The organism is Nocardia gamkensis NBRC 108242 (genome assembly GCF_001612985.1).
GTDB classification, from domain to species: Bacteria; Actinomycetota; Actinomycetes; order Mycobacteriales; family Mycobacteriaceae; genus Nocardia; species Nocardia gamkensis.
This window is the reverse complement of the sequence record NZ_BDBM01000014.1, coordinates 97,327-114,732: the sequence shown is the minus strand read 5'-3', so window position 1 is coordinate 114,732 and position 17,406 is coordinate 97,327. Positions and strand designations below refer to the sequence as shown.

Below are 17,406 nucleotides of genomic sequence, written 5' to 3'. Positions count from 1 at the left end.
TGATCCGGAGCCCGCAGCGGTGCCGCTCGGCAGGACGGCGGTCACCGAGCCGGTGCCGGAGGCGACGCGCGCGCCCGTGGGCGCCGGCCGGGGAGCCCCGCTGCTCGAAGTCGAGGACATGGTCGTCAACTACGGCAGGATCCAGGCGCTGCACGGGATCTCGCTGAGCGTCGCCGAGGGCGAACTGGTCACCCTGCTCGGCGCCAACGGCGCGGGCAAGACGACGTCGATGCGCGCGATGTCCGGGCTGCTGCCGCTGACCCGCGGCCGGATCATGTTCGAGGGCCGCGACATCACCCGGATGAAGGCGCACGAGCGGGTGACGCACGGGCTGATCCAGGCGCCGGAGGGCCGGGGCGTGTTCCCCGGTATGACGGTGCAGGAGAACCTCGACATGGGTTGCTATGGAAGGGGTTTCAAGCAGAAGGCCGAGTACGACCGGACGCTGGAGTGGGTGTTCGAACTGTTTCCCCGGCTGCTAGAGCGGCGCAAGCAGGTGGGCGGCACGCTCTCCGGCGGTGAGCAGCAGATGCTCGCCATCGCCCGCGCGCTGATGGCACGGCCGCGGCTGCTGCTGCTCGACGAGCCGTCGATGGGCCTGGCGCCCATGGTGATCCAGCAGATCTTCCGGATCATCAGCGAGATCAACCAGCAGGGCACCACGGTGCTGCTGGTGGAGCAGAACGCCCAGCAGGCGCTGGCCCGCAGCGACCGCGCCTACATCATGGAGACCGGTGAGGTCACCAAAACCGGTCGCGGCGCGGAACTGCTCACAGATCCCGCGGTGAAATCGGCGTATCTGGGCGTGGGTTAGGCGCCCGCCTCGCCGTGCGCGGGCCCGGGGACGTGTCATGCGTGCCCGGTGCCCGCGGGCGCGCCGACTCCGGTGCCGCGCGGGCCGGCTCGAGGCATGATCGTGACCATGGATGGTCACGACGAGCTGATGAGCCTGGCCGAGCGGTATTGGGACAGTGTGCTCGAGGCGGCGCCGAGCGAGGCTACCTTGCTCGGCGACCGCCGCTTCGACGATCGGATCGAGGATCTGTCCGTCGACGCGGAGCAGCGGTTGCTGTCGACCTGGCGCGATCTGCTGCGCGCGGTCGACGCGCTCGACGCGGAGCCGTTGAGCCCGACCGACCGCATCACTCGCAGCCTGTTGCGCACCGAGTTGAGCGGCGCGGTCGAGCATCTGGAATGGCGGCCGGTGGAGATGGCCTCCGACCAGATGAACGGCGTGCACGCGGGCGTGCTGATGGTGGCGCCGCAGACGAACGCGCCGCGGCCCGAGCACGCGCTGGCACTGGTGCGGCGCTACCGGCAGTTCGGTGACATGCTCGGCCAGGCCGTGGAACGGTTCCGCGCGGGCCTGGCCGCCGGACGAGCGCCCGCGCGGATCACCATCGAGCGTTCGCTCAACCAATTGGACGGCTACCTGGATTCCGACCTCGCCGCCGACCCGTTCGTCACCTTCGCGGGACCGGAGGGCTGGGACGGCGAGGCCGCGTGGCGCTCCGAAATGGCCGACGTGACGCGGGATGTCATCCGGCCCGCGTTCCAGGTCTACCGCGACGCGCTGTACGACGAGCTGCTGCCCGCCGCCCGTCCCGACGACCGGCCCGGCCTCGGCTGGCTCGGCGCCGACGGCGAGGACATCTACCAGCGACTGCTGCGCCACCACACGACGCTGCCCGATCTGGGCGCCGACGAGATCCACGACCTCGGGCTCACCGAGCTGGCGAAGCTGCGCGAGGAGTACGCGACGGTGGGCGCGCGCCTGTTCGGCACCGGCGATCTCGGTGAGATCTTCGCCCGCCTGCGTGACGATCCCGCGCTGTGCTACGACGACGCGGAGCAGATCATGTTCGACGCCCGCCGAGCGCTGGCCATGGCGGGCACCGAGATGGGGAACTGGTTCGGGCGCCTGCCGAAGGAGTCCTGCGACATCGTCCCGGTGCCGGAATTCCTGGCCGCGGATTCGCCCGCGGCGTACTACTTTCCGCCCGCCGCCGACGGTTCCCGGCCCGGCACGTATTTCGTCAACCAGCACCATCCCACCGGCCGCGGCCGGTACGAGACCGCGTCGGTGGCCTACCACGAGGCGATCCCCGGCCATCACCTGCAACTCACCATCGCCAACGAACTCGACCATCTGCCGCGCTTCCAGCGCCAGTCCTTCGCCAACACCGCTTTCGTCGAAGGGTGGGCGCTCTACACCGAGCGGCTGGCCGACGAAATGGGTTTGTACGAGGACGATCTGGGCCGGCTCGGCATGCTGGCCGGAGACTCGTGGCGCTCCTGCCGTCTGGTGGTCGACACCGGCTTGCACGCGAAGGGGTGGAGCAGGCAGCGGGCCATCGACTTCATGGTGGCCAACGCGCCGGTCGGGCTGGCCGAGATCACCGTCGAGGTGGACCGCTACATCGCCATGCCGGGGCAGGCGGTCGCCTACAAGGTCGGCCAGCTGGAGATCCTGCGCCAGCGGGTGGCGGCCACCGAGCGGCTCGGCGCGGACTTCGACATCAAGGCATTCCACGACGTGGTGCTCGGCTCCGGATCGGTGAGCCTGCCGGTGCTGCGAGAACTGGTCGCCACGCTGTGACAGCCGCGGGGCGCGATCGACGCGCGTCCCGTGAGCCGGAAGTCCGGCGCCGGGGGCACCTGGGTGTCGGCGTATCGCCTTGTCGGTGCCGGTCCCTAGACTCTGGGGCGTGAGTTCACCCACGACCGCTCCGCGTCCCGCCCCCGCGTCCGGCTCCGGCGATCCCGGCTCGGGAGACCGGCCGACGTTGCTGTTGCTGGACGGGCATTCGATCGCCTATCGCGCGTTCTTCGCGCTACCCGCGGAGAACTTCAAGACGGTCACCGGGCAGACCACGAACGCGGTCTACGGCTTCACCGCGATGCTGATCAACCTGCTGCGCGACGAGAAGCCCACGCACGTGGCCGCGGCGTTCGACGTCTCGCGCCAGACCTTCCGCGCCGAGGCGTACCCGGAGTACAAGGCCAATCGCAGCGCCACCCCGGACGAGTTCCGCGGCCAGGTCGAACTCACCAAGGACGTGCTGGGCGCCTTGGGCATCCCGGTGATGGCGATCGAGGGCTTCGAGGCCGACGACCTCATCGCCACGCTCACCACGCAGGCGACGGCCGCGGGTTTCCGCGTGTTGATCGTCACCGGCGACCGGGACTCCATCCAGTTGGTGAACGAGAACGTCACGGTGCTGTACCCGCGCAAGGGCGTCTCCGACCTGACCCGGTTCACCCCGGACGAGGTGATGGCGAAATACGGCCTCACGCCCAACCAGTACCCCGATTACGCGGCGCTGCGCGGCGACCCGAGCGACAACCTGCCCGGCATCCCGGGCGTGGGGGAGAAGACCGCCGCCAAGTGGATCCGCGAGTACGGCGACCTGAACACCTTGGTCGAGAAGGTCGATCAGGTGAAGGGCAAGGTCGGTGACGCGCTGCGGGCGAACCTGAGCAGCGTGGTGCTCAACCGGCAGCTCACCGAGCTGATGCGGGACGTGCCGCTGCCCTACACCCCCGACCAGCTGGCGCAGGGGCCGTGGGATCGCGAGAAGATCCATCAGCTGTTCGACGACCTCGAATTCCGCGTGCTGCGCGACCGGCTGTTCGAGACGCTGGCGCCGCCGGAGCCGGAGGCGGAGGCGGGATTCGAGATCAGCGGCGGCGCGCTGGAGATCGGCGCGGTCGCGGACTGGCTCGGCGAGCACGCGAAAGCCGGTGTGCGCCACGGCGTCTCGATTCTCGGCACGGGCTCCCCGGCCGGTGGTGACGTCCGCGCGCTGGCCATCGCGGCGGGCGACGGCGAGAGCGGTTACATCGACGTCACCGTGCTCACCCCCGAGGACGAGGCCGCGCTGGGCGCCTGGCTCGCCGACCCGGCGGTGCCGAAGGCGCTGCACGAGGCCAAGGCCGCCGTGCACGCGCTGCGCGGCCGCGGCTGGACCCTCGGCGGGCTGGCCAGCGACACCGCGCTGGCGGCGTATCTGGTTCGCCCGGGCCAGCGCACGTTCAACCTCGACGACCTGTCGCTGCGCTACCTGCACCGGGAGTTGCGCGCCGAGACCGGCGAGACCGCGCAGCTGTCGCTGCTCGACGAAGAGGACGCCGTCGACGCCGAGCTGGCGCGGGCGCAGATGCTGCGCGCGCGTGCCGTCGCGGACCTGGCCGACGCGCTCGACGGGGAACTGGCCCAGATCGAGGCCACCCCGCTGCTGGCGGAGATGGAACTGCCGCTGCTGGGCGTGCTGTCCACCTTGGAAGAGGCGGGCATCGCGGTGGACACCGACCAGCTCGCGACGCTGCAGCGGCAGTTCGCCGACCGGGTGGCCGAGGCGGCGGAGGCGGCCTACGAGGTGATCGGCAAGCAGATCAACCTCGGCTCGCCCAAGCAGTTGCAGGTGGTGCTGTTCGACGAGCTGGACATGCCGAAGACCAAGCGCACCAAGACCGGCTACACCACCGACGCGGACGCGCTGGAGTCGCTGTACGAGAAGACCCAGCACCCGTTCCTGGAGCATCTGCTCAGGCACCGCGACGCCACCCGCCTCAAGGTCACCGTCGACGGACTGCTCAAATGCGTCGCCGACGACGGCCGCATCCACACCACGTTCAACCAGACGATCGCGGCCACCGGGCGGCTGTCCTCGACCGAACCGAATCTGCAGAACATCCCGATCCGCACCGACACCGGCAGGCAGATCCGCGACACCTTCGTGGTCGGCTCCGGCTACCAGTCGCTGATGACCGCCGACTACAGCCAGATCGAGATGCGGATCATGGCGCACCTGTCCGGGGACGAGGGGCTGATCGAGGCGTTCAACTCCGGTGAGGACCTGCACACCTTCGTGGCATCCAAAGCCTTCGACATCCCGATCTCCGAAGTGAGTCCGGAACTGCGCCGCCGGATCAAGGCGATGTCCTACGGCCTGGCCTACGGGTTGAGTTCCTACGGCCTGTCCGCGCAGCTGAAGATCAGCACCACCGAGGCGAAGGAGCAGATGGAGGTCTACTTCGCCCGCTTCGGCCGCATCCGCGACTACCTCTACGAGGTGGTGGAGCAGGCGCGCAAGGTCGGCTATACCGAGACGCTGTTCGGCCGCCGCCGCTACCTGCCCGATCTGGACTCCAGCAACCGGCAGCGCCGGGAATCGGCCGAGCGGATGGCGCTCAACGCCCCGATCCAGGGCACCGCGGCCGACATCATCAAGGTGGCGATGATCAACGTGCACCGGGCGATGCGCGAGGCGGGGCTGCGCTCCAGGATGCTGTTGCAGATCCACGACGAACTGCTGTTCGAGGTCGCCGACGGGGAACGAGAGACGCTCGAGGCGCTGGCACGCGAGCAGATGTCCGCCGCCATCGCCCTTTCCGTGCCGCTGGAGGTATCGGTCGGCGTCGGCCACAGCTGGGACTCCGCCGCGCACTGACCGGCGCGGCGCGGGAGGACATGCCGGGCCCGACCGCAGGGGCCCGGCATCCGGCATCCGGAGAGCTACCATCGGGCCGCCGCGTGCAAGTAAACGAATCACGGTGAACGGGACGGATGTCCCGTGCCGCGCGGCCACCTACCGTGGGGCTGGTCGTACCGAGGGATTCACGCATACCGAGCGCAGGGGATGGCCCATGACTGTCACCGATGAGTACCTGGAGAACAACGCGGCCTACGCGAGCACCTTCCGAGGCCCGCTGCCGCTACCGCCCTCGAAGGGCGTTGCCGTGGTCGCGTGCATGGACGCGCGGCTGAACGTCTACGGCGCGCTCGGCCTCGCCGAGGGCGAGGCGCACGTCATCCGCAACGCGGGCGGCGTGATCACCTCCGACGAGATCCGCTCGCTGGCGATCAGCCAGCGACTGCTCGGGACGAGGGAGATCATCCTGATCCACCACACCGATTGCGGCATGCTCACCTTCACCGACGACGACTTCAAGGCGAGCATCCAGGAGGAGACCGGCATCAAGCCGGAGTGGTCGGCGGAGTCGTTCTCCGACCTGGAAACCGATGTGCGCCAATCGATCGCGCGCATCGTCGCCAGTCCGTTCGTGCCGCACAAGGACTCGATCCGCGGTTTCGTGTTCGACGTGGCCACCGGCAAACTGAACGAGGTCCTTGCTCGCCGGTAAGGCGAATTTCCCACTATGCCAGTGAGGTCCGGGTGAGATTCCCCGGATCTCACTGTGTTCCGGCGTATTTCACGGGAGCCGGTGCGGAACGAGGCGCGCCGAACCCGCTGTGAGGTCCACGTCGTCGCGCGGCGGCGCGCCGTCGGAGGGGTCCTCCCGGTGCATCAGCGTCGTCAGGCGCTGCTCGAACTCGTGGTGTTTGCCGCCCTGGAAGACTGCCGTGACCTCCTCGAAGCCCGCGGCGGCCACGGGGCGGCCGGACCGCGCGCGAGTCCAGGGCAGTGCTCGGCTGCCGGTGAGCCTGTTCCAGGCCACTTCGGCGAAGGCCAGGACGATGAGCAGCACCGCCAGACCTGGAATGGTCATGGCCACGAGGAGACCCATGTCACCGACGCTACCCTCGTACCGGCCGCAACGTCCTGAACTGCAGGGATGGTACTCGTCAGTAGACAAATCGGGCATCGGATGTGGTTGCTATTGCGCCGCGATGTCCCTATCCTCGATGCCGTGCCGAATCCCGCCGACCGCCGCAGTGCAGCGCTCACCGTCGCAGACCGCGACAGCGCTCTGCTTTCGGCGTCGCTCATCGGGCCCTCCGTGGCTGCGCAGGCTACCGCCTCCGAGTCCGAGGTTCGCGCCGAGCTACTTCCGCTCACCGCGACGGTGGCGCCGCGTCCCCGAGTTCTCGTAGTAGCCCGCCGTAGCGGGGTCTGATCCGGGCCGGCCCCCTCGCTGCGGGCTTTTCCACTTGTTAGTGCTGGTCCCCTCTGTCAACTGAGCCACGACATTCTTCGGGAAGACCTACTTTCAATGACCATCCTGACTCTTGATACAGACCTGTTCCACGCCGCCGCTCCCAAGGCCCTACGTGCCGAAGCGGCCGGGCTGACCTCGGCGGAGTTCCACAGCCGCTACTGTGCGCACGGCGGTCCGATCCGCCTCGGCGAATGGTCGCCCGCGGGCGCCAGGACCGCGGAGTTCACCGCCACGCTGGAGTTCGCAGGCCATTTGCGGACCGTCATCGCCACCGGCAGCCCCGTCGCGGCGATGACCTCGGCCCTCTACGAGGAGGGCTATCCGGTGGAGATCCTGCAATTCCACCAGCGGCGCACCGCCGAGGGCACCGCCACGTTCGTGCAGTGCGAATGCAACGGCAGGCGCGGCTGGGGCGCGGCGATCGCGGACGACGGCGCCGAGTCGACGGTCCGCGCCATGATCGCGGGCGTCAACCTGCTCGGCGTGTCCTGAGATCCGGCGTTCGACCGCGGGGCGGCAGCACGTCGCCCCGCGGTCGGACGCTGACCGGCGCCGGACGTGGTGCGGGCCCGGATACGGACTGCCGCATTCGCCTGTCCGTACCCGGGCCCGAATCAATACCATTGCGGCGCAAGGCCTGTCGCGCCGCGTGGTCCACCGTCGGTCTGCTACTCGGCGGCCTGCTGCTGCTCGGCGATCTGCTTGCGCACCTCGTCCATGTCCAGCGCCTTGACCTGGCTCACCAGATCCTCGAGCGCCGCGGGCGGCAGCGCGCCGGGCTGCGCGAACACCAGCACGCCCTCCCGGAAAGCCATGATCGTCGGAATGGAGCGGATGTTCGCGGCCGCCGCGAGGCCCTGCTCGGATTCGGTGTCGACCTTTCCGTGCACCACGTCGGGGTGCTTGGCGGAGGAGGCCTCGAAAGTCGGTGCGAAACTCTTGCACGGACCGCACCAATCGGCCCAGAAATCGACGAGTACCACGTCGTTTCCGGTGACTACCTCGTCGAAGTTCTGCTGGGTCAGCGTCTGGGTGGCCATGACGTCCTCTCGTTTCGGTGTGCCTGCTACAACGCGGGCTGCTCCGGTTATCTTCCACGGCGGATCCGGCCGACCGGCCACTCGCGCCGCTGATCCCCGTCCCATCGACGGATACCCAGCACGGTCGCCGGAAAATCCCGGTCCCTGGCGACGGCGTGGATCGCCTCGCCGAGTTGGTGCGGCGGCACCCGCCTGGCCAGGGTGATGTGCGGGGTCCACGCGTCCGGTTGCACGTTGGCGGGCACGCCGGGGCACGGGGAGATCGTGTGGAAGATCCGGCGGTGCAGGGTGAGCAGCGCCTCGGTCGGCACCACCAGCCGCACCAGGATGCAACGGCGCGCACCGAAGACCACCACGCCACCGAGCCGTACCGGGATCGGCGCGAAGATCTGCTCGTCGAGCGCCTGCTCGATGCGCGGCCAGATCTGCTTTGCCACCGCGGCGGTGATGTGCGGACGATTGGACTCGTCGGTGCGCGCGGCGAGGCTGCGCACACCGGCCTCCGCGAGCAGTTGCCACTGCCCGCGGATCTCGGCGTCGGCGGCCTCGTCGAGGAGTAGTTCGACCGACTGCACCATGGTCCCCGAAGGTAACCGCAATCGGCGTGTCCGCGGGCCGCTTCGGGCAGCCGGGCGCGTCGGCGGGAGGATGTTGCGGTGAACGACGCGAACCAACCCCGCCGGAACCGGGCGCTGCGGCTCGGCCTGATCGATGGCGACGGTATCGGCCCCGAGGTGGTGCGAGCGGCCGGGCAGGTGGTCGACGAGGCGCTGGCCGCCGCGGGAGCCCCGCCGGTCGAATGGGTGCCGCTGCTCATGGGGCACCGCGCCATCGCCGAGTTCGGCACCCCATTGCCCGAGCAGACGCTCGAGGAGCTGGCCGGGGTGGACGCGTGGATTCTCGGCCCGCACGACAACGCGTCCTATCCGGCCGAACATCGCGTCGCGCCCGGCGGCCTGATCCGCAAGCATTTCGGCCTCTACGCCAACATCCGTCCCGCGCGGGCCTTCGCCGGTGTGCGCGCCGCGGCGCCGGACATCGACCTGGTGATCGTCCGGGAGAACAGCGAAGGGTTCTACGCCGACCGCAACATGTTCGCCGGGTCGGGGGAGTTCCGGCCGACGCCTGACGTCGCGATGTCGGTGGGGCTGGTGACCCGTGCGGCCTGCGAGCGGATCGCGCACGAGGCGTTCCGGCTGGCCGCGACACGGCGCAAGCGGGTGACCATCGTGCACAAGGCCAATGTCCTGCCGTTGACGATGGGGCTGTTCCGCGACGTCTGCCGCGAGGTCGGCGGGGCGTACCCGGGGATCGAGGTGGACGACGAACACGTCGACGCGGCGGCCGCGCACCTGGTCCGAGCCGCCGCCGACTACGACGTACTGGTCACCGAGAACCTGTTCGGTGACATCCTGTCCGACCTGGCCGGGGAGTTGAGCGGATCGCTCGGGCTGGCCGCGTCGCTGAACTGTTCGGCTACCACGGCGATGGCCCAGGCGGTGCACGGCGCGGCGCCGTCGCTGGCCGGGCACAACCGGGCGAACCCGGCGGCGCTGCAGTTGTCGTCGGCGATGCTGTTGCGCTGGTTGGCTACCCGGGACGCCGAGGGGACCTTGGCGCGGGCGGGTGAGCGCATCGAGCGGGCCGTGGCCGCGACCTTCGAGGCGGGCATCGCCACCGCCGACCTCGGAGGGCTCGCCTCCACCGGTGAGTTCACCGAGCAGGTGTGCGCCAGGGTGCACCGCCGGTAGCCGGAGCCGGTCGTTCGTACGCCGTCGGCGTTCGCTCGCCCGGGGCTCCGCGCGGCCCGCGCCCGGTCCTGAATTCGCAGGTCAGCGACCAGGAGGGTAGGGTGTCCCGCCGGTGAACCGGCATCGGACGGCGCGCCCGGTCGTGTTGCTGTTGCATTACTGTCCAGCGCGGAGCGCCCTGGTCGCTTAGATTGCCAAACGGGTGGTGACGCCCGGGTTTCGTGGAGCCGAAATGTGGAGGGCTGTTGTGTCTGATCGTTCGTTTCTCGGCAGGCGCGCCCTGCGAGCCACCATGGGTGTGCTCGCCGCGGGTGCGGTGGTGCTGACGGGCTGTACTACGAACACCGAGGACACCGGCCCCTCGGCGGCCAAGGTGCAGGTGGACAAAGTCGACGAGATCGCCGCGCAACTCCCCGACAAGATCAAGCAGTCCGGCAAGCTCGTCGTCGGCGTGAACATCCCCTATCAGCCGAACGAGTACAAGGACGCCAGCGGCCGGATCGTGGGCTTCGACGTGGACCTGATGGACGCGGTCGCCTCCGTGCTCGGCGTCGAGGCCGAATACGTCGAGTCGGCCTTCGAGAAGATCATCCCCTCGATCCAGGCCGGAACCTACGACGTGGGCATGTCGTCGATCACCGACTCCAAGGAACGCGAGCAGCAGGTCGACTTCACCACCTACTTCAACGCGGGCGTCCAGTGGGCCCAGCAGAAGGGCAAGCCGGTCGACCCGGAGAACGCCTGCGGCAAGAAGGTCGCCGTGCAGGCCACCACGGTGGAGCACACCGACGAGGTGCCCGCCAAGAGCGCCAAGTGCGTCGCCGAGGGCAAACCCGCCATCGACATCAAGCCGTTCGACGAGCAGAGCGCCGCGACCAACGCGCTGGTGCTCGGCCAGGTCGACGCCATGTCGGCCGACTCCCCGGTGACGGCGTACGCGATCAAGCAGAGCGGCGGCAAGATCGAGAACGCGGGCCCGGTGTTCGACTCCGCCCCCTACGGCTGGGCGGTGCCCAAGGGCGCGCCGCTGGCCGCCGTGCTGCAGAAGGCGGTTCAGCACCTGATCGACACCGGCAAGTACGTCGAGATCACGAAGAACTGGGGTGTCCAGGAAGGCGCCATCACCAAGTCCCTCGTCAACGGCGCTGTGAGCTGATCGATGGCGGACGACGACACTCGGCCGGCGCCCGGCGATCCCGGGCCCGGCGGAGCGGACCAGGCGCGGGAGCCGGAGCCGATCAAAGCGGTTCCGCTGCGCAGGCCGGGGCGCTGGATAGCGGCGGCGGTCATCCTCGTCTTGGTGGCGCTGTTCGTCTACGGCGCCGCGACGAACCCGGCCTATCGCTGGGATACCTACGGGAAATACCTGTTCGACACCCGGATCACCGCGGGCGCCATCGTGACGCTGGAACTGACCGTGTGCGCGATGGCGATCGCGGTCGCGCTCGGGACGACACTCGCCGTCATGCGGCTGTCACCGAATCCGGTGTTGCGGAGCACGGCCTGGGTGTATCTCTGGATCTTCCGCGGCACCCCGGTGTTCGTGCAGCTGGTGTTCTGGGGGTTGGTCCCCTCGCTGTACCGGCAGATCCACCTGGGCATCCCGTTCGGGCCGCAGTTCTTCCAGCTCGACGTGCAGCACCTGCAGGCCGCGTTCGCCTTCGCGGTGCTCGGCCTCGGTCTCAACGAAGCCGCCTACATGGCCGAAATCGTCCGGGCCGGAATCAATTCCGTCGGTGAGGGGCAGCGGGAGGCGTCGTTCGCGCTCGGCATGTCCTGGAGCCAGACCATGCGCCGCACGGTGCTGCCGCAGGCCATGCGCGTGATCATCCCGCCGACCGGCAACGAGCTCATCGGCATGCTGAAGACCACCTCGCTGGTCACCGGTATCCCGCTGAGCACCGATCTGTTCGGCCGGGCGCGCGACATCTACGGCGTGAACTTCCAGCCCATCCCGCTGCTGCTGGTCGCCGCCACCTGGTACTTGGCCATCACGAGTGTGCTCATGGTCGGGCAGTACTACTTGGAGCGCTACTACTCGCGCGGCGTCTCCCGCCGGCTGACCGCCAAACAGCTACAGCAACTCGCCGACGCGCAGCATGGGGAGAAGGCGAAATGAGCGTGGATGTCGAGAAGGCCACCGCCCCCGCGATGATCGTCGCGGACCGGGTCTGCAAGAACTTCGGCGCGCTCCAGGTACTCAAGGGCGTTTCCCTCGAAGTGGGGCGCGGCGAGGTGATGTGCCTGATCGGTCCGTCCGGCTCGGGCAAGTCCACCTTCCTGCGCTGCATCAATCACCTGGAACAGGTGAACGCGGGCCGGCTCTACGTCGACGGCGAGATCGTGGGCTACCGGGAGAAGAACGGCAGGCTCTACGAGATGCACCCGCGCGACGCGGCCAAGCAGCGCCGCGAGATCGGCATGGTGTTCCAGCACTTCAACCTGTTCCCGCACCGGACCGCGCTGGAGAACGTCATCGAGGCGCCCACCCAGGTGAAGAAGCTGCGCAAGGCGGACGCGGTGACCAGGGCGAGGGAACTGCTGGACCGGGTCGGCCTGGCGGACAAGGCGAACGCCTACCCGGCGCAGCTGTCCGGCGGTCAGCAGCAGCGCGTGGCGATCGCCCGTGCGCTGGCCATGGACCCCAAGCTCATGCTGTTCGACGAGCCGACCTCCGCGCTGGATCCGGAGCTGGTCGGGGAGGTCCTCACGGTCATGCGGGAACTCGCTCGCTCGGGCATGACGATGGTCGTGGTGACCCACGAGATGGGCTTCGCGCGGGAGGTCGCCGATCAGCTGGTCTTCATGGACGGCGGGGTGGTCGTGGAGGCGGGAGCGCCCAGGGAACTGCTGGCCGATCCGCGGCACGAGCGCACCAAGGCGTTCCTTTCGCGCCTGCTCTGAGCCGACTCACGCGTCGGCGCGCAGGGCGATGCGCAGCTGCCCGAGCAGGACTTTGGCCGCCGGGCTCGCGGGACGGTCGGTGCGCCAGGCCAGCGCCAGGCGCCCGCGCAGTTCCGGCTCGACGATGCGGACGGTCCGCAGCCCGAAAGCCGCGGCCTCCTCGGGGGTGAGTTCGGGTACGACGGCGACGCCGAGACCGCGTGCGGCGAGGCGCAGCAGCAGGGCGGGCGCCGCAGCCTCGTAGGCGATGCCGGGCTCGAATCCGGCCGCCGCGCAAGCTCGCTCGAAGACGCCGCGAATGCCGGTGCCCGGCGTGAGGCAGATCAGCGGGCGATCCCGCAGCCCGGTGAGCGCGACCTCGTCGCCGTAGCCGGGATCCGCCGCGGCCACCGCGGCCACCACCGCCGTCTCCAGCACCACTTCGATGCCGATGGCCGGGTCGAGTTCCGCGCCGGTCATCCCGACCAGGGCCATATCCAGCTCACCGCGGCCGAGCGCGGCGAGCATCCGCTCGGAGGTGTCCTCGGTCAGGCTGATACCGATCTGCGGGTGGTCGTGGTGGAAATCGGCGAGCACGGCGGCGACGTCGAATTCCTCGACCGCCGCCCCGGAGATCAGCCCGACCCGGACCTGACCCCGCAGCAAGCCGGTGAACTCCTCCGTCGTGTGGGTGATCCGCTCGGTGGCGGCCAGCGCCGCCCGCGCGTGCGGCAGGACGGCGGCGCCGACCTCGGTCGGAGTGACCGTGCGCCCGCCACGGTCCAGCAGTGGGTGGCCGAGTTCGCGCTCCAATTGCCGGATCTGCGCGCTGAGCCCCGGCTGGGCCAGGTGCAGCCGAGCCGCCGCGCGAGTGAAGCTCGCCTCCTGGACGACCGTGACGAAGTAACGCAGCTGCCGCAATTCCATAAGCAACCATTATAGGAACAAGAAGAACTATCTGTTTTACTTCTTCCTGCTCGTGCAGCAGGGTCGAAGTCATGGGAAACAACATCTTCACCGGCCGGGTCTTCCGTCCGGGCGACGAGGGCTATGACGCGGAGATCGCCGGGTTCCAGACCGCCTACACGCACCGGCCGGGGTTGATCGTCGGCGCCGTGCACGCCGAGGACGTGCGCGCCGCCGTGGAGTACGCCGCGCGCCGCGAGCTGCCGATCGCCGTGCAGGCCACCGGCCACGGCCTGTCCGTCGCCACGGACGGCGGCGTGCTGATCAGCACGCGGCGGATGACCGGCATCCGGATCGATCCGGCCCGCCGGACCGCGCAGGTCGGCGCGGGGGTGCGCGCGGGCGCGCTGGTCGAGGCCGCGGCCGAGCACGGGCTCGCGCCGTTGAACGGTTCGTCGCCGTCGGTAGGTGTGGTGGGCTACCTGCTCGGCGGGGGAGTCGGGCTGCTCGCGCGGCAGTTCGGGTACGCCGCCGAGCACGTGCGGACGATCGAGCTGGTCACCGCCGACGGCCGGGTGCGCACGCTGACACCGGACGACGAGCTGTTCGGCGCCGTCCTCGGCAGCGGAGGCAACTTCGGCGTGGTGACGGCGCTGGAGGTCGGGCTGGTCCCGGTCACGACGGTGTACGGCGGACAGCTCGTGTTCGACACGCCACTGGTCGAGCGGGCGCTGGAGGCGTGGCGGCGCTGGACCGCGACCGTGCCGGAAGAACTGACCTCGACGGTGAGCATGCTCGCCTTCCCGGACATCCCGCAGGTACCCGCACCGATGCGCGGGCGGTACGTCGCCTCGATCCGCATCGCGTACAGCGGTCTCGCCGAGGAAGGCGAACGTCTGGTCGCACCGCTGCGGGCGGTCGGGGAACGACTGCGGGACGACCTGCGCGCGATGCCGTACACCGAGTCGCACACCATTCACAGCGACCCCGACCATCCGCATGCCTACGCCGCCACCAACGCACTGCTCGGCGAGTTCACCGAGGAGACGGCCGCGGCGTTGCTCGAGGTCGCGGGGCCGGAATCCGGCGCCGGAGCGGTTGTCGACGTCCGTCACCTCGGTGGCGCGCTGGCTCGTGCGAGCGACGCCGGAATCGCGGTGGACCATCGCGACGCCGCCTACATCGTGCGGATCATCACCGGCCCGGAGGGCGCCGCGGCCCGAGCCGGCATCCGTGCCGCGCTGACGCCGTGGACGCTGGGCCACAGCCTCAATTTTCTCTACGGCGCGGGCGCCGACGCGGACGAGGCGCAGACCCGCGCGGGTTATCGGCCGGGCACCTACGCCCGGCTGACCGCGCTCAAGGCCCGGCACGATCCACGCAACCTGTTCCGCTTCAACCGCAACATCCGGCCGAACGCCGGGTGATCTCCCGCCGCCGCGCCTGGTGTGGCGCGGCGGCGTCATGCTATCTTCGTGATATCACTTTGATATTCGGAGGATGTCATGCAGTTTCGATCCGCGTTCCACGTCAACGGTTTCCTGGTGCTGCTGGGGTGGTTCGCGCTCACCCTCTTGTTCGGCGGCGCCGCGGTGCTCGGCTTCGTCGTGGGCGCCCGGCACGACAACGCCGTCGCCGTGGTCGGCGCGGTGGCGGCGATCGTCGTGGTCGTCGTCTTGCTGCTGGCGGCGACCGGCTTGACCGTGGTGAACCCGAACGAGGCCAAAGTGGTGCAATTCTTCGGCCGCTACATCGGCTCGGTGAGCGAGCCGGGCTTCTTCTCGGTGCTCCCGCTGACCGATCGCAAGAGCATCTCGCTGCGCGTGCGGAACTTCGAGACCCAGAAGCTCAAGGTCAACGACGCCGACGGCAACCCGGTGGAGATCGCCGCGGTGGTCGTCTACCGGGTGGTGGACAGCTTCAAGGCCGCCTTCGCCGTCGACGACTACGAGGAGTACGTCGAGACCCAGTCCGAGGCGGCCGTCCGGCACCTCGCCACGACGCATCCCTACGACGCGCACGAAGCGGACCGCACCAGCCTGCGTGACGGCGCCGAAGTGGCCGAGGAGTTGACCGTCGAACTGCGTGATCGCACCGAGATGGCGGGTATCGAAGTCCTGGAGGCGCGGATCACCCACCTCGCCTACGCGCCTGAGATCGCCCAGGCCATGCTGGTGCGCCAGCAGGCCGCCCAGGTGGTCGCCGCGCGGACCCGGATCGTCGAGGGCGCCGTCGGCATGGTCGGCCTGGCGCTGGAGCGGCTCGCCCAGCAGGGCGTGGTGGAACTGGACGAGGAACGCAAGGCGGCGATGGTGTCGAACCTGCTCGTCGTGCTGTGCGGTGATCGCGCCACCCAGCCCGTCGTCAACGCCGGTTCGCTGTACTCGTGAGGCGGGCGGCCCATGGCTGAGCGCAAGAAGCTGCTGCTACGCCTGGACCCGGCCGTCCACGACGCCATCGCGAAGTGGGCGGCCGACGACCTGCGCAGTATCAACGCCCAGATCGAGTACGCGCTGCGTCTCGCGCTGGAGCAGGCCGGGCGCAAACCGAAGTCGCAGTGACACGACCTCGATACCGATCAGAGATGGTGCCCCGGCCCCATGGCGCGAAGACTGGCTAGGTGTCAGCGACTGTCCTGCTGTCCGCGCCGGAAGGGGCAATCACCGAAAGGGGCAATGATGACCACGATTGTGCACATCGACGACACCGTGCGCGACTACGACACGTGGAAGCCTGCGTTCGACGGTCTCGAGCAGTACTTCGCGGAGGCGGGAGCCCGCAACTGCCGCGTGGCGCGATTCACGCACAACCCCAACCGGGTGCTGGTCGAGCTGGACTTCGGCACCGTGGCGGAGGCCGAAGCCTTCCGGGACGGATTGCGCAAGCTCATCGACCTGCCGGCGACGCAGATACTACTGGTCAGCCACGAGGTCTCCATTCTCGAACTGGTCGACGACCGCCGCCTCACCGTCCGGGCTTCCTCGTGACGAAGATCGCCGTGCCGGGGAACAGTTCGCCGCGCAGCGGGCTCCACTGTCCCCATTCCCGGTCGAGCCATTCCGGCCATTCCGGCTCGACGATGTCCTCCACCATCAGTCCCGCGGCGACGATCTCCCGGACCCGGTCGCCGATCGTCCGGTGGTGCTCGACGTAGGTGGGCACGTCGTCGCCGTCGACCTCCACGTAAGGGGTGCGGTCGAAGTACGGGATAGTGGCGGTCAGGCCCGCCGGCCCGGGATCGTCCGGGAAGATCCAGCGCATCGGGTGGTTCACCGAGAAGACCCAGCGCCCGCCCGGCCGCAGCACCCGCCCGACTTCCCGCATCACCAGCGCGGAGTCGGCGACGAACGGCACGGCGCCGAACGCCGAGCAGGCCAGATCGAACGACGCGTCCGCGAACGGAAGAGCCTCGGCGTCCGCCTGCACCAGCGGCACCCGAGGGCCGCCGCGCGCCATCACCGCCAAGCCCCGCTCCAGCATGCCGCGCGACAGATCGAGCCCGACCGGCCGCGCGCCCTGCCCGGCCAGCCAGCGAGCGCACGGGGCCGAGCCGCAGCCGATCTCCAGCACCAGCTTGCCGGTGACGTCGCCGAGGAATCGCATGTCGCCCTCGTGCAGGCCCTCCGGGCACCACACGAACTCGCCGCCGGGGGAGTCCACGCCGAGGAACTCCGCGTGCGTCTCGTGGTATTGGGCGGCGTCGGCGTCCCACCACCGCCGGCTGGCCAGCTTGCTGGCCGCCGATCCGATCCGGGTCCGCGCGATGCCCGTCGTTCCGAGCAGTGCGTTTGCTTGCGCATGGCGATCTTCCGACACGCCGATCAGACTATCGGCGTGGCGACCCGACGGTTTGCCCGCCCGGACCGAGGTCGCGTACGCTGAACGCGCGAGTGTCTTCCGTACAACCGTACCGAAGTTCAACC

Annotated in this window: 18 protein-coding genes; 13 read left to right on the top strand and 5 right to left on the bottom strand. The window is 69.4% G+C overall.

The genetic code is table 11. The features are described from left to right. The first annotated feature begins 118 nt into the window (after nt 1-118). From NG1_RS38260 to NG1_RS13985, 4 genes are all read left to right on the top strand, one after another. Nucleotides 119-814: an ABC transporter ATP-binding protein gene (locus tag NG1_RS38260; RefSeq protein WP_245548902.1), complete on the top strand. Its 696-nt coding sequence runs from the start codon at nt 119-121 to the stop codon at nt 812-814. Between the two features lie 108 nt (nt 815-922). Continuing rightward, complete coding sequence (locus NG1_RS13995) at nt 923-2,599, top strand: DUF885 domain-containing protein (protein ID WP_245659897.1); 1,677 nt, start codon at nt 923-925, stop codon at nt 2,597-2,599. A gap of 109 nt (nt 2,600-2,708) precedes the next feature. Next, nucleotides 2,709-5,453 (top strand): DNA polymerase I, encoded by a 2,745-nt coding sequence (gene polA / locus NG1_RS13990; protein WP_084498905.1) that lies wholly within the window; start codon nt 2,709-2,711, stop codon nt 5,451-5,453. Between the two features lie 196 nt (nt 5,454-5,649). Next, the gene (locus NG1_RS13985) at nt 5,650-6,147 is read left to right on the top strand and encodes a beta-class carbonic anhydrase (protein WP_062970843.1); all 498 of its coding nucleotides are present in this window, start codon (nt 5,650-5,652) and stop codon (nt 6,145-6,147) included. A 69-nt stretch (nt 6,148-6,216) separates the two neighbouring features. Here NG1_RS13985 and NG1_RS13980 read toward each other — a convergent pair whose 3' ends face one another. Beyond that, a complete protein-coding gene (locus NG1_RS13980) occupies nt 6,217-6,531 on the bottom strand; it encodes a DUF6191 domain-containing protein (RefSeq protein WP_062970841.1) in 315 nt (104 codons plus the stop codon). 426 nt (nt 6,532-6,957) lie between these two features. Here NG1_RS13980 and NG1_RS13975 point away from each other — a divergent pair, with 426 nt between their 5' ends. Next, nucleotides 6,958-7,395: a 2-isopropylmalate synthase gene (locus NG1_RS13975; RefSeq protein ID WP_062970839.1), complete on the top strand. Its 438-nt coding sequence runs from the start codon at nt 6,958-6,960 to the stop codon at nt 7,393-7,395. Between the two features lie 176 nt (nt 7,396-7,571). On the opposite strand, the gene trxA is transcribed toward NG1_RS13975, so the two are convergent. Both trxA and NG1_RS13965 read right to left on the bottom strand, forming a co-directional pair. Beyond that, nucleotides 7,572-7,943, bottom strand: a complete 372-nt coding sequence (trxA, locus tag NG1_RS13970) for a thioredoxin (protein WP_040866048.1) — start codon at nt 7,941-7,943, stop codon at nt 7,572-7,574. Nucleotides 7,944-7,990: 47 nt separating this feature from the next. Then, complete coding sequence (locus NG1_RS13965) at nt 7,991-8,521, bottom strand: 2'-5' RNA ligase family protein (RefSeq protein ID WP_062970837.1); 531 nt, start codon at nt 8,519-8,521, stop codon at nt 7,991-7,993. A 78-nt stretch (nt 8,522-8,599) separates the two neighbouring features. On the opposite strand from NG1_RS13965, the gene NG1_RS13960 reads away from it, so the two are divergent. The 4 genes from NG1_RS13960 (at nt 8,600) to NG1_RS13945 (ending at nt 12,598) form a co-directional block, all read left to right on the top strand. Further along, nucleotides 8,600-9,694, top strand: coding sequence for an isocitrate/isopropylmalate dehydrogenase family protein (locus tag NG1_RS13960; RefSeq protein ID WP_062970835.1), 1,095 nt, complete (start codon nt 8,600-8,602; stop codon nt 9,692-9,694). A 292-nt stretch (nt 9,695-9,986) separates the two neighbouring features. Then, nucleotides 9,987-10,850, top strand: a complete 864-nt coding sequence (locus tag NG1_RS13955) for an ABC transporter substrate-binding protein (protein WP_245659900.1) — start codon at nt 9,987-9,989, stop codon at nt 10,848-10,850. A 3-nt stretch (nt 10,851-10,853) separates the two neighbouring features. Next, entirely contained in the window at nt 10,854-11,813 is a 960-nt protein-coding gene (locus NG1_RS13950; protein ID WP_062970831.1) for an amino acid ABC transporter permease, read from the top strand. Between the two features lie 32 nt (nt 11,814-11,845). Next, nucleotides 11,846-12,598, top strand: a complete 753-nt coding sequence (locus NG1_RS13945) for an amino acid ABC transporter ATP-binding protein (protein WP_062970978.1) — start codon at nt 11,846-11,848, stop codon at nt 12,596-12,598. A gap of 6 nt (nt 12,599-12,604) precedes the next feature. On the opposite strand, the gene NG1_RS13940 is transcribed toward NG1_RS13945, so the two are convergent. Continuing rightward, entirely contained in the window at nt 12,605-13,504 is a 900-nt protein-coding gene (locus tag NG1_RS13940; protein ID WP_062970828.1) for a LysR family transcriptional regulator, read from the bottom strand. A gap of 71 nt (nt 13,505-13,575) precedes the next feature. On the opposite strand from NG1_RS13940, the gene NG1_RS13935 reads away from it, so the two are divergent. The 4 genes from NG1_RS13935 to NG1_RS13925 all read left to right on the top strand — a co-directional run bounded on the left by NG1_RS13935 (nt 13,576) and on the right by NG1_RS13925 (nt 16,470). After that, nucleotides 13,576-14,910, top strand: coding sequence for an FAD-binding oxidoreductase (locus NG1_RS13935; RefSeq protein ID WP_062970826.1), 1,335 nt, complete (start codon nt 13,576-13,578; stop codon nt 14,908-14,910). Between the two features lie 78 nt (nt 14,911-14,988). Continuing rightward, on the top strand, nt 14,989-15,873 hold the full coding sequence (locus NG1_RS13930; protein ID WP_062970824.1) for an SPFH domain-containing protein: 885 nt from the start codon (nt 14,989-14,991) through the stop codon (nt 15,871-15,873). A 12-nt stretch (nt 15,874-15,885) separates the two neighbouring features. Continuing rightward, nucleotides 15,886-16,044 (top strand): type II toxin-antitoxin system antitoxin, encoded by a 159-nt coding sequence (locus NG1_RS37430; protein ID WP_168434213.1) that lies wholly within the window; start codon nt 15,886-15,888, stop codon nt 16,042-16,044. A gap of 117 nt (nt 16,045-16,161) precedes the next feature. Beyond that, nucleotides 16,162-16,470, top strand: a complete 309-nt coding sequence (locus NG1_RS13925; RefSeq protein WP_157114043.1) for a hypothetical protein — start codon at nt 16,162-16,164, stop codon at nt 16,468-16,470. Here NG1_RS13925 and NG1_RS13920 read toward each other — a convergent pair. Beyond that, nucleotides 16,448-17,299 (bottom strand): class I SAM-dependent methyltransferase, encoded by an 852-nt coding sequence (locus NG1_RS13920; RefSeq protein ID WP_062970820.1) that lies wholly within the window; start codon nt 17,297-17,299, stop codon nt 16,448-16,450. The genes NG1_RS13925 and NG1_RS13920 overlap by 23 nt on opposite strands. Nucleotides 17,300-17,406 lie beyond the last annotated feature (107 nt).

Coding starts and splice junctions, on each gene's coding strand:
- NG1_RS38260 (WP_245548902.1), top strand. CDS start 119: ATGGTCGTCAACTACGGCAGGATCCAGGCGCTGCACGGGATCTCGCTG.
- NG1_RS13995 (WP_245659897.1), top strand. CDS start 923: ATGGATGGTCACGACGAGCTGATGAGCCTGGCCGAGCGGTATTGGGAC.
- NG1_RS13985 (WP_062970843.1), top strand. CDS start 5,650: ATGACTGTCACCGATGAGTACCTGGAGAACAACGCGGCCTACGCGAGC.
- NG1_RS13980 (WP_062970841.1), bottom strand. CDS start 6,531: ATGGGTCTCCTCGTGGCCATGACCATTCCAGGTCTGGCGGTGCTGCTC.
- NG1_RS13975 (WP_062970839.1), top strand. CDS start 6,958: ATGACCATCCTGACTCTTGATACAGACCTGTTCCACGCCGCCGCTCCC.
- trxA (WP_040866048.1), bottom strand. CDS start 7,943: ATGGCCACCCAGACGCTGACCCAGCAGAACTTCGACGAGGTAGTCACC.
- NG1_RS13965 (WP_062970837.1), bottom strand. CDS start 8,521: ATGGTGCAGTCGGTCGAACTACTCCTCGACGAGGCCGCCGACGCCGAG.
- NG1_RS13955 (WP_245659900.1), top strand. CDS start 9,987: ATGGGTGTGCTCGCCGCGGGTGCGGTGGTGCTGACGGGCTGTACTACG.
- NG1_RS13950 (WP_062970831.1), top strand. CDS start 10,854: ATGGCGGACGACGACACTCGGCCGGCGCCCGGCGATCCCGGGCCCGGC.
- NG1_RS13945 (WP_062970978.1), top strand. CDS start 11,846: ATGATCGTCGCGGACCGGGTCTGCAAGAACTTCGGCGCGCTCCAGGTA.
- NG1_RS13940 (WP_062970828.1), bottom strand. CDS start 13,504: ATGGAATTGCGGCAGCTGCGTTACTTCGTCACGGTCGTCCAGGAGGCG.
- NG1_RS13935 (WP_062970826.1), top strand. CDS start 13,576: ATGGGAAACAACATCTTCACCGGCCGGGTCTTCCGTCCGGGCGACGAG.
- NG1_RS13930 (WP_062970824.1), top strand. CDS start 14,989: ATGCAGTTTCGATCCGCGTTCCACGTCAACGGTTTCCTGGTGCTGCTG.
- NG1_RS37430 (WP_168434213.1), top strand. CDS start 15,886: ATGGCTGAGCGCAAGAAGCTGCTGCTACGCCTGGACCCGGCCGTCCAC.
- NG1_RS13925 (WP_157114043.1), top strand. CDS start 16,162: ATGACCACGATTGTGCACATCGACGACACCGTGCGCGACTACGACACG.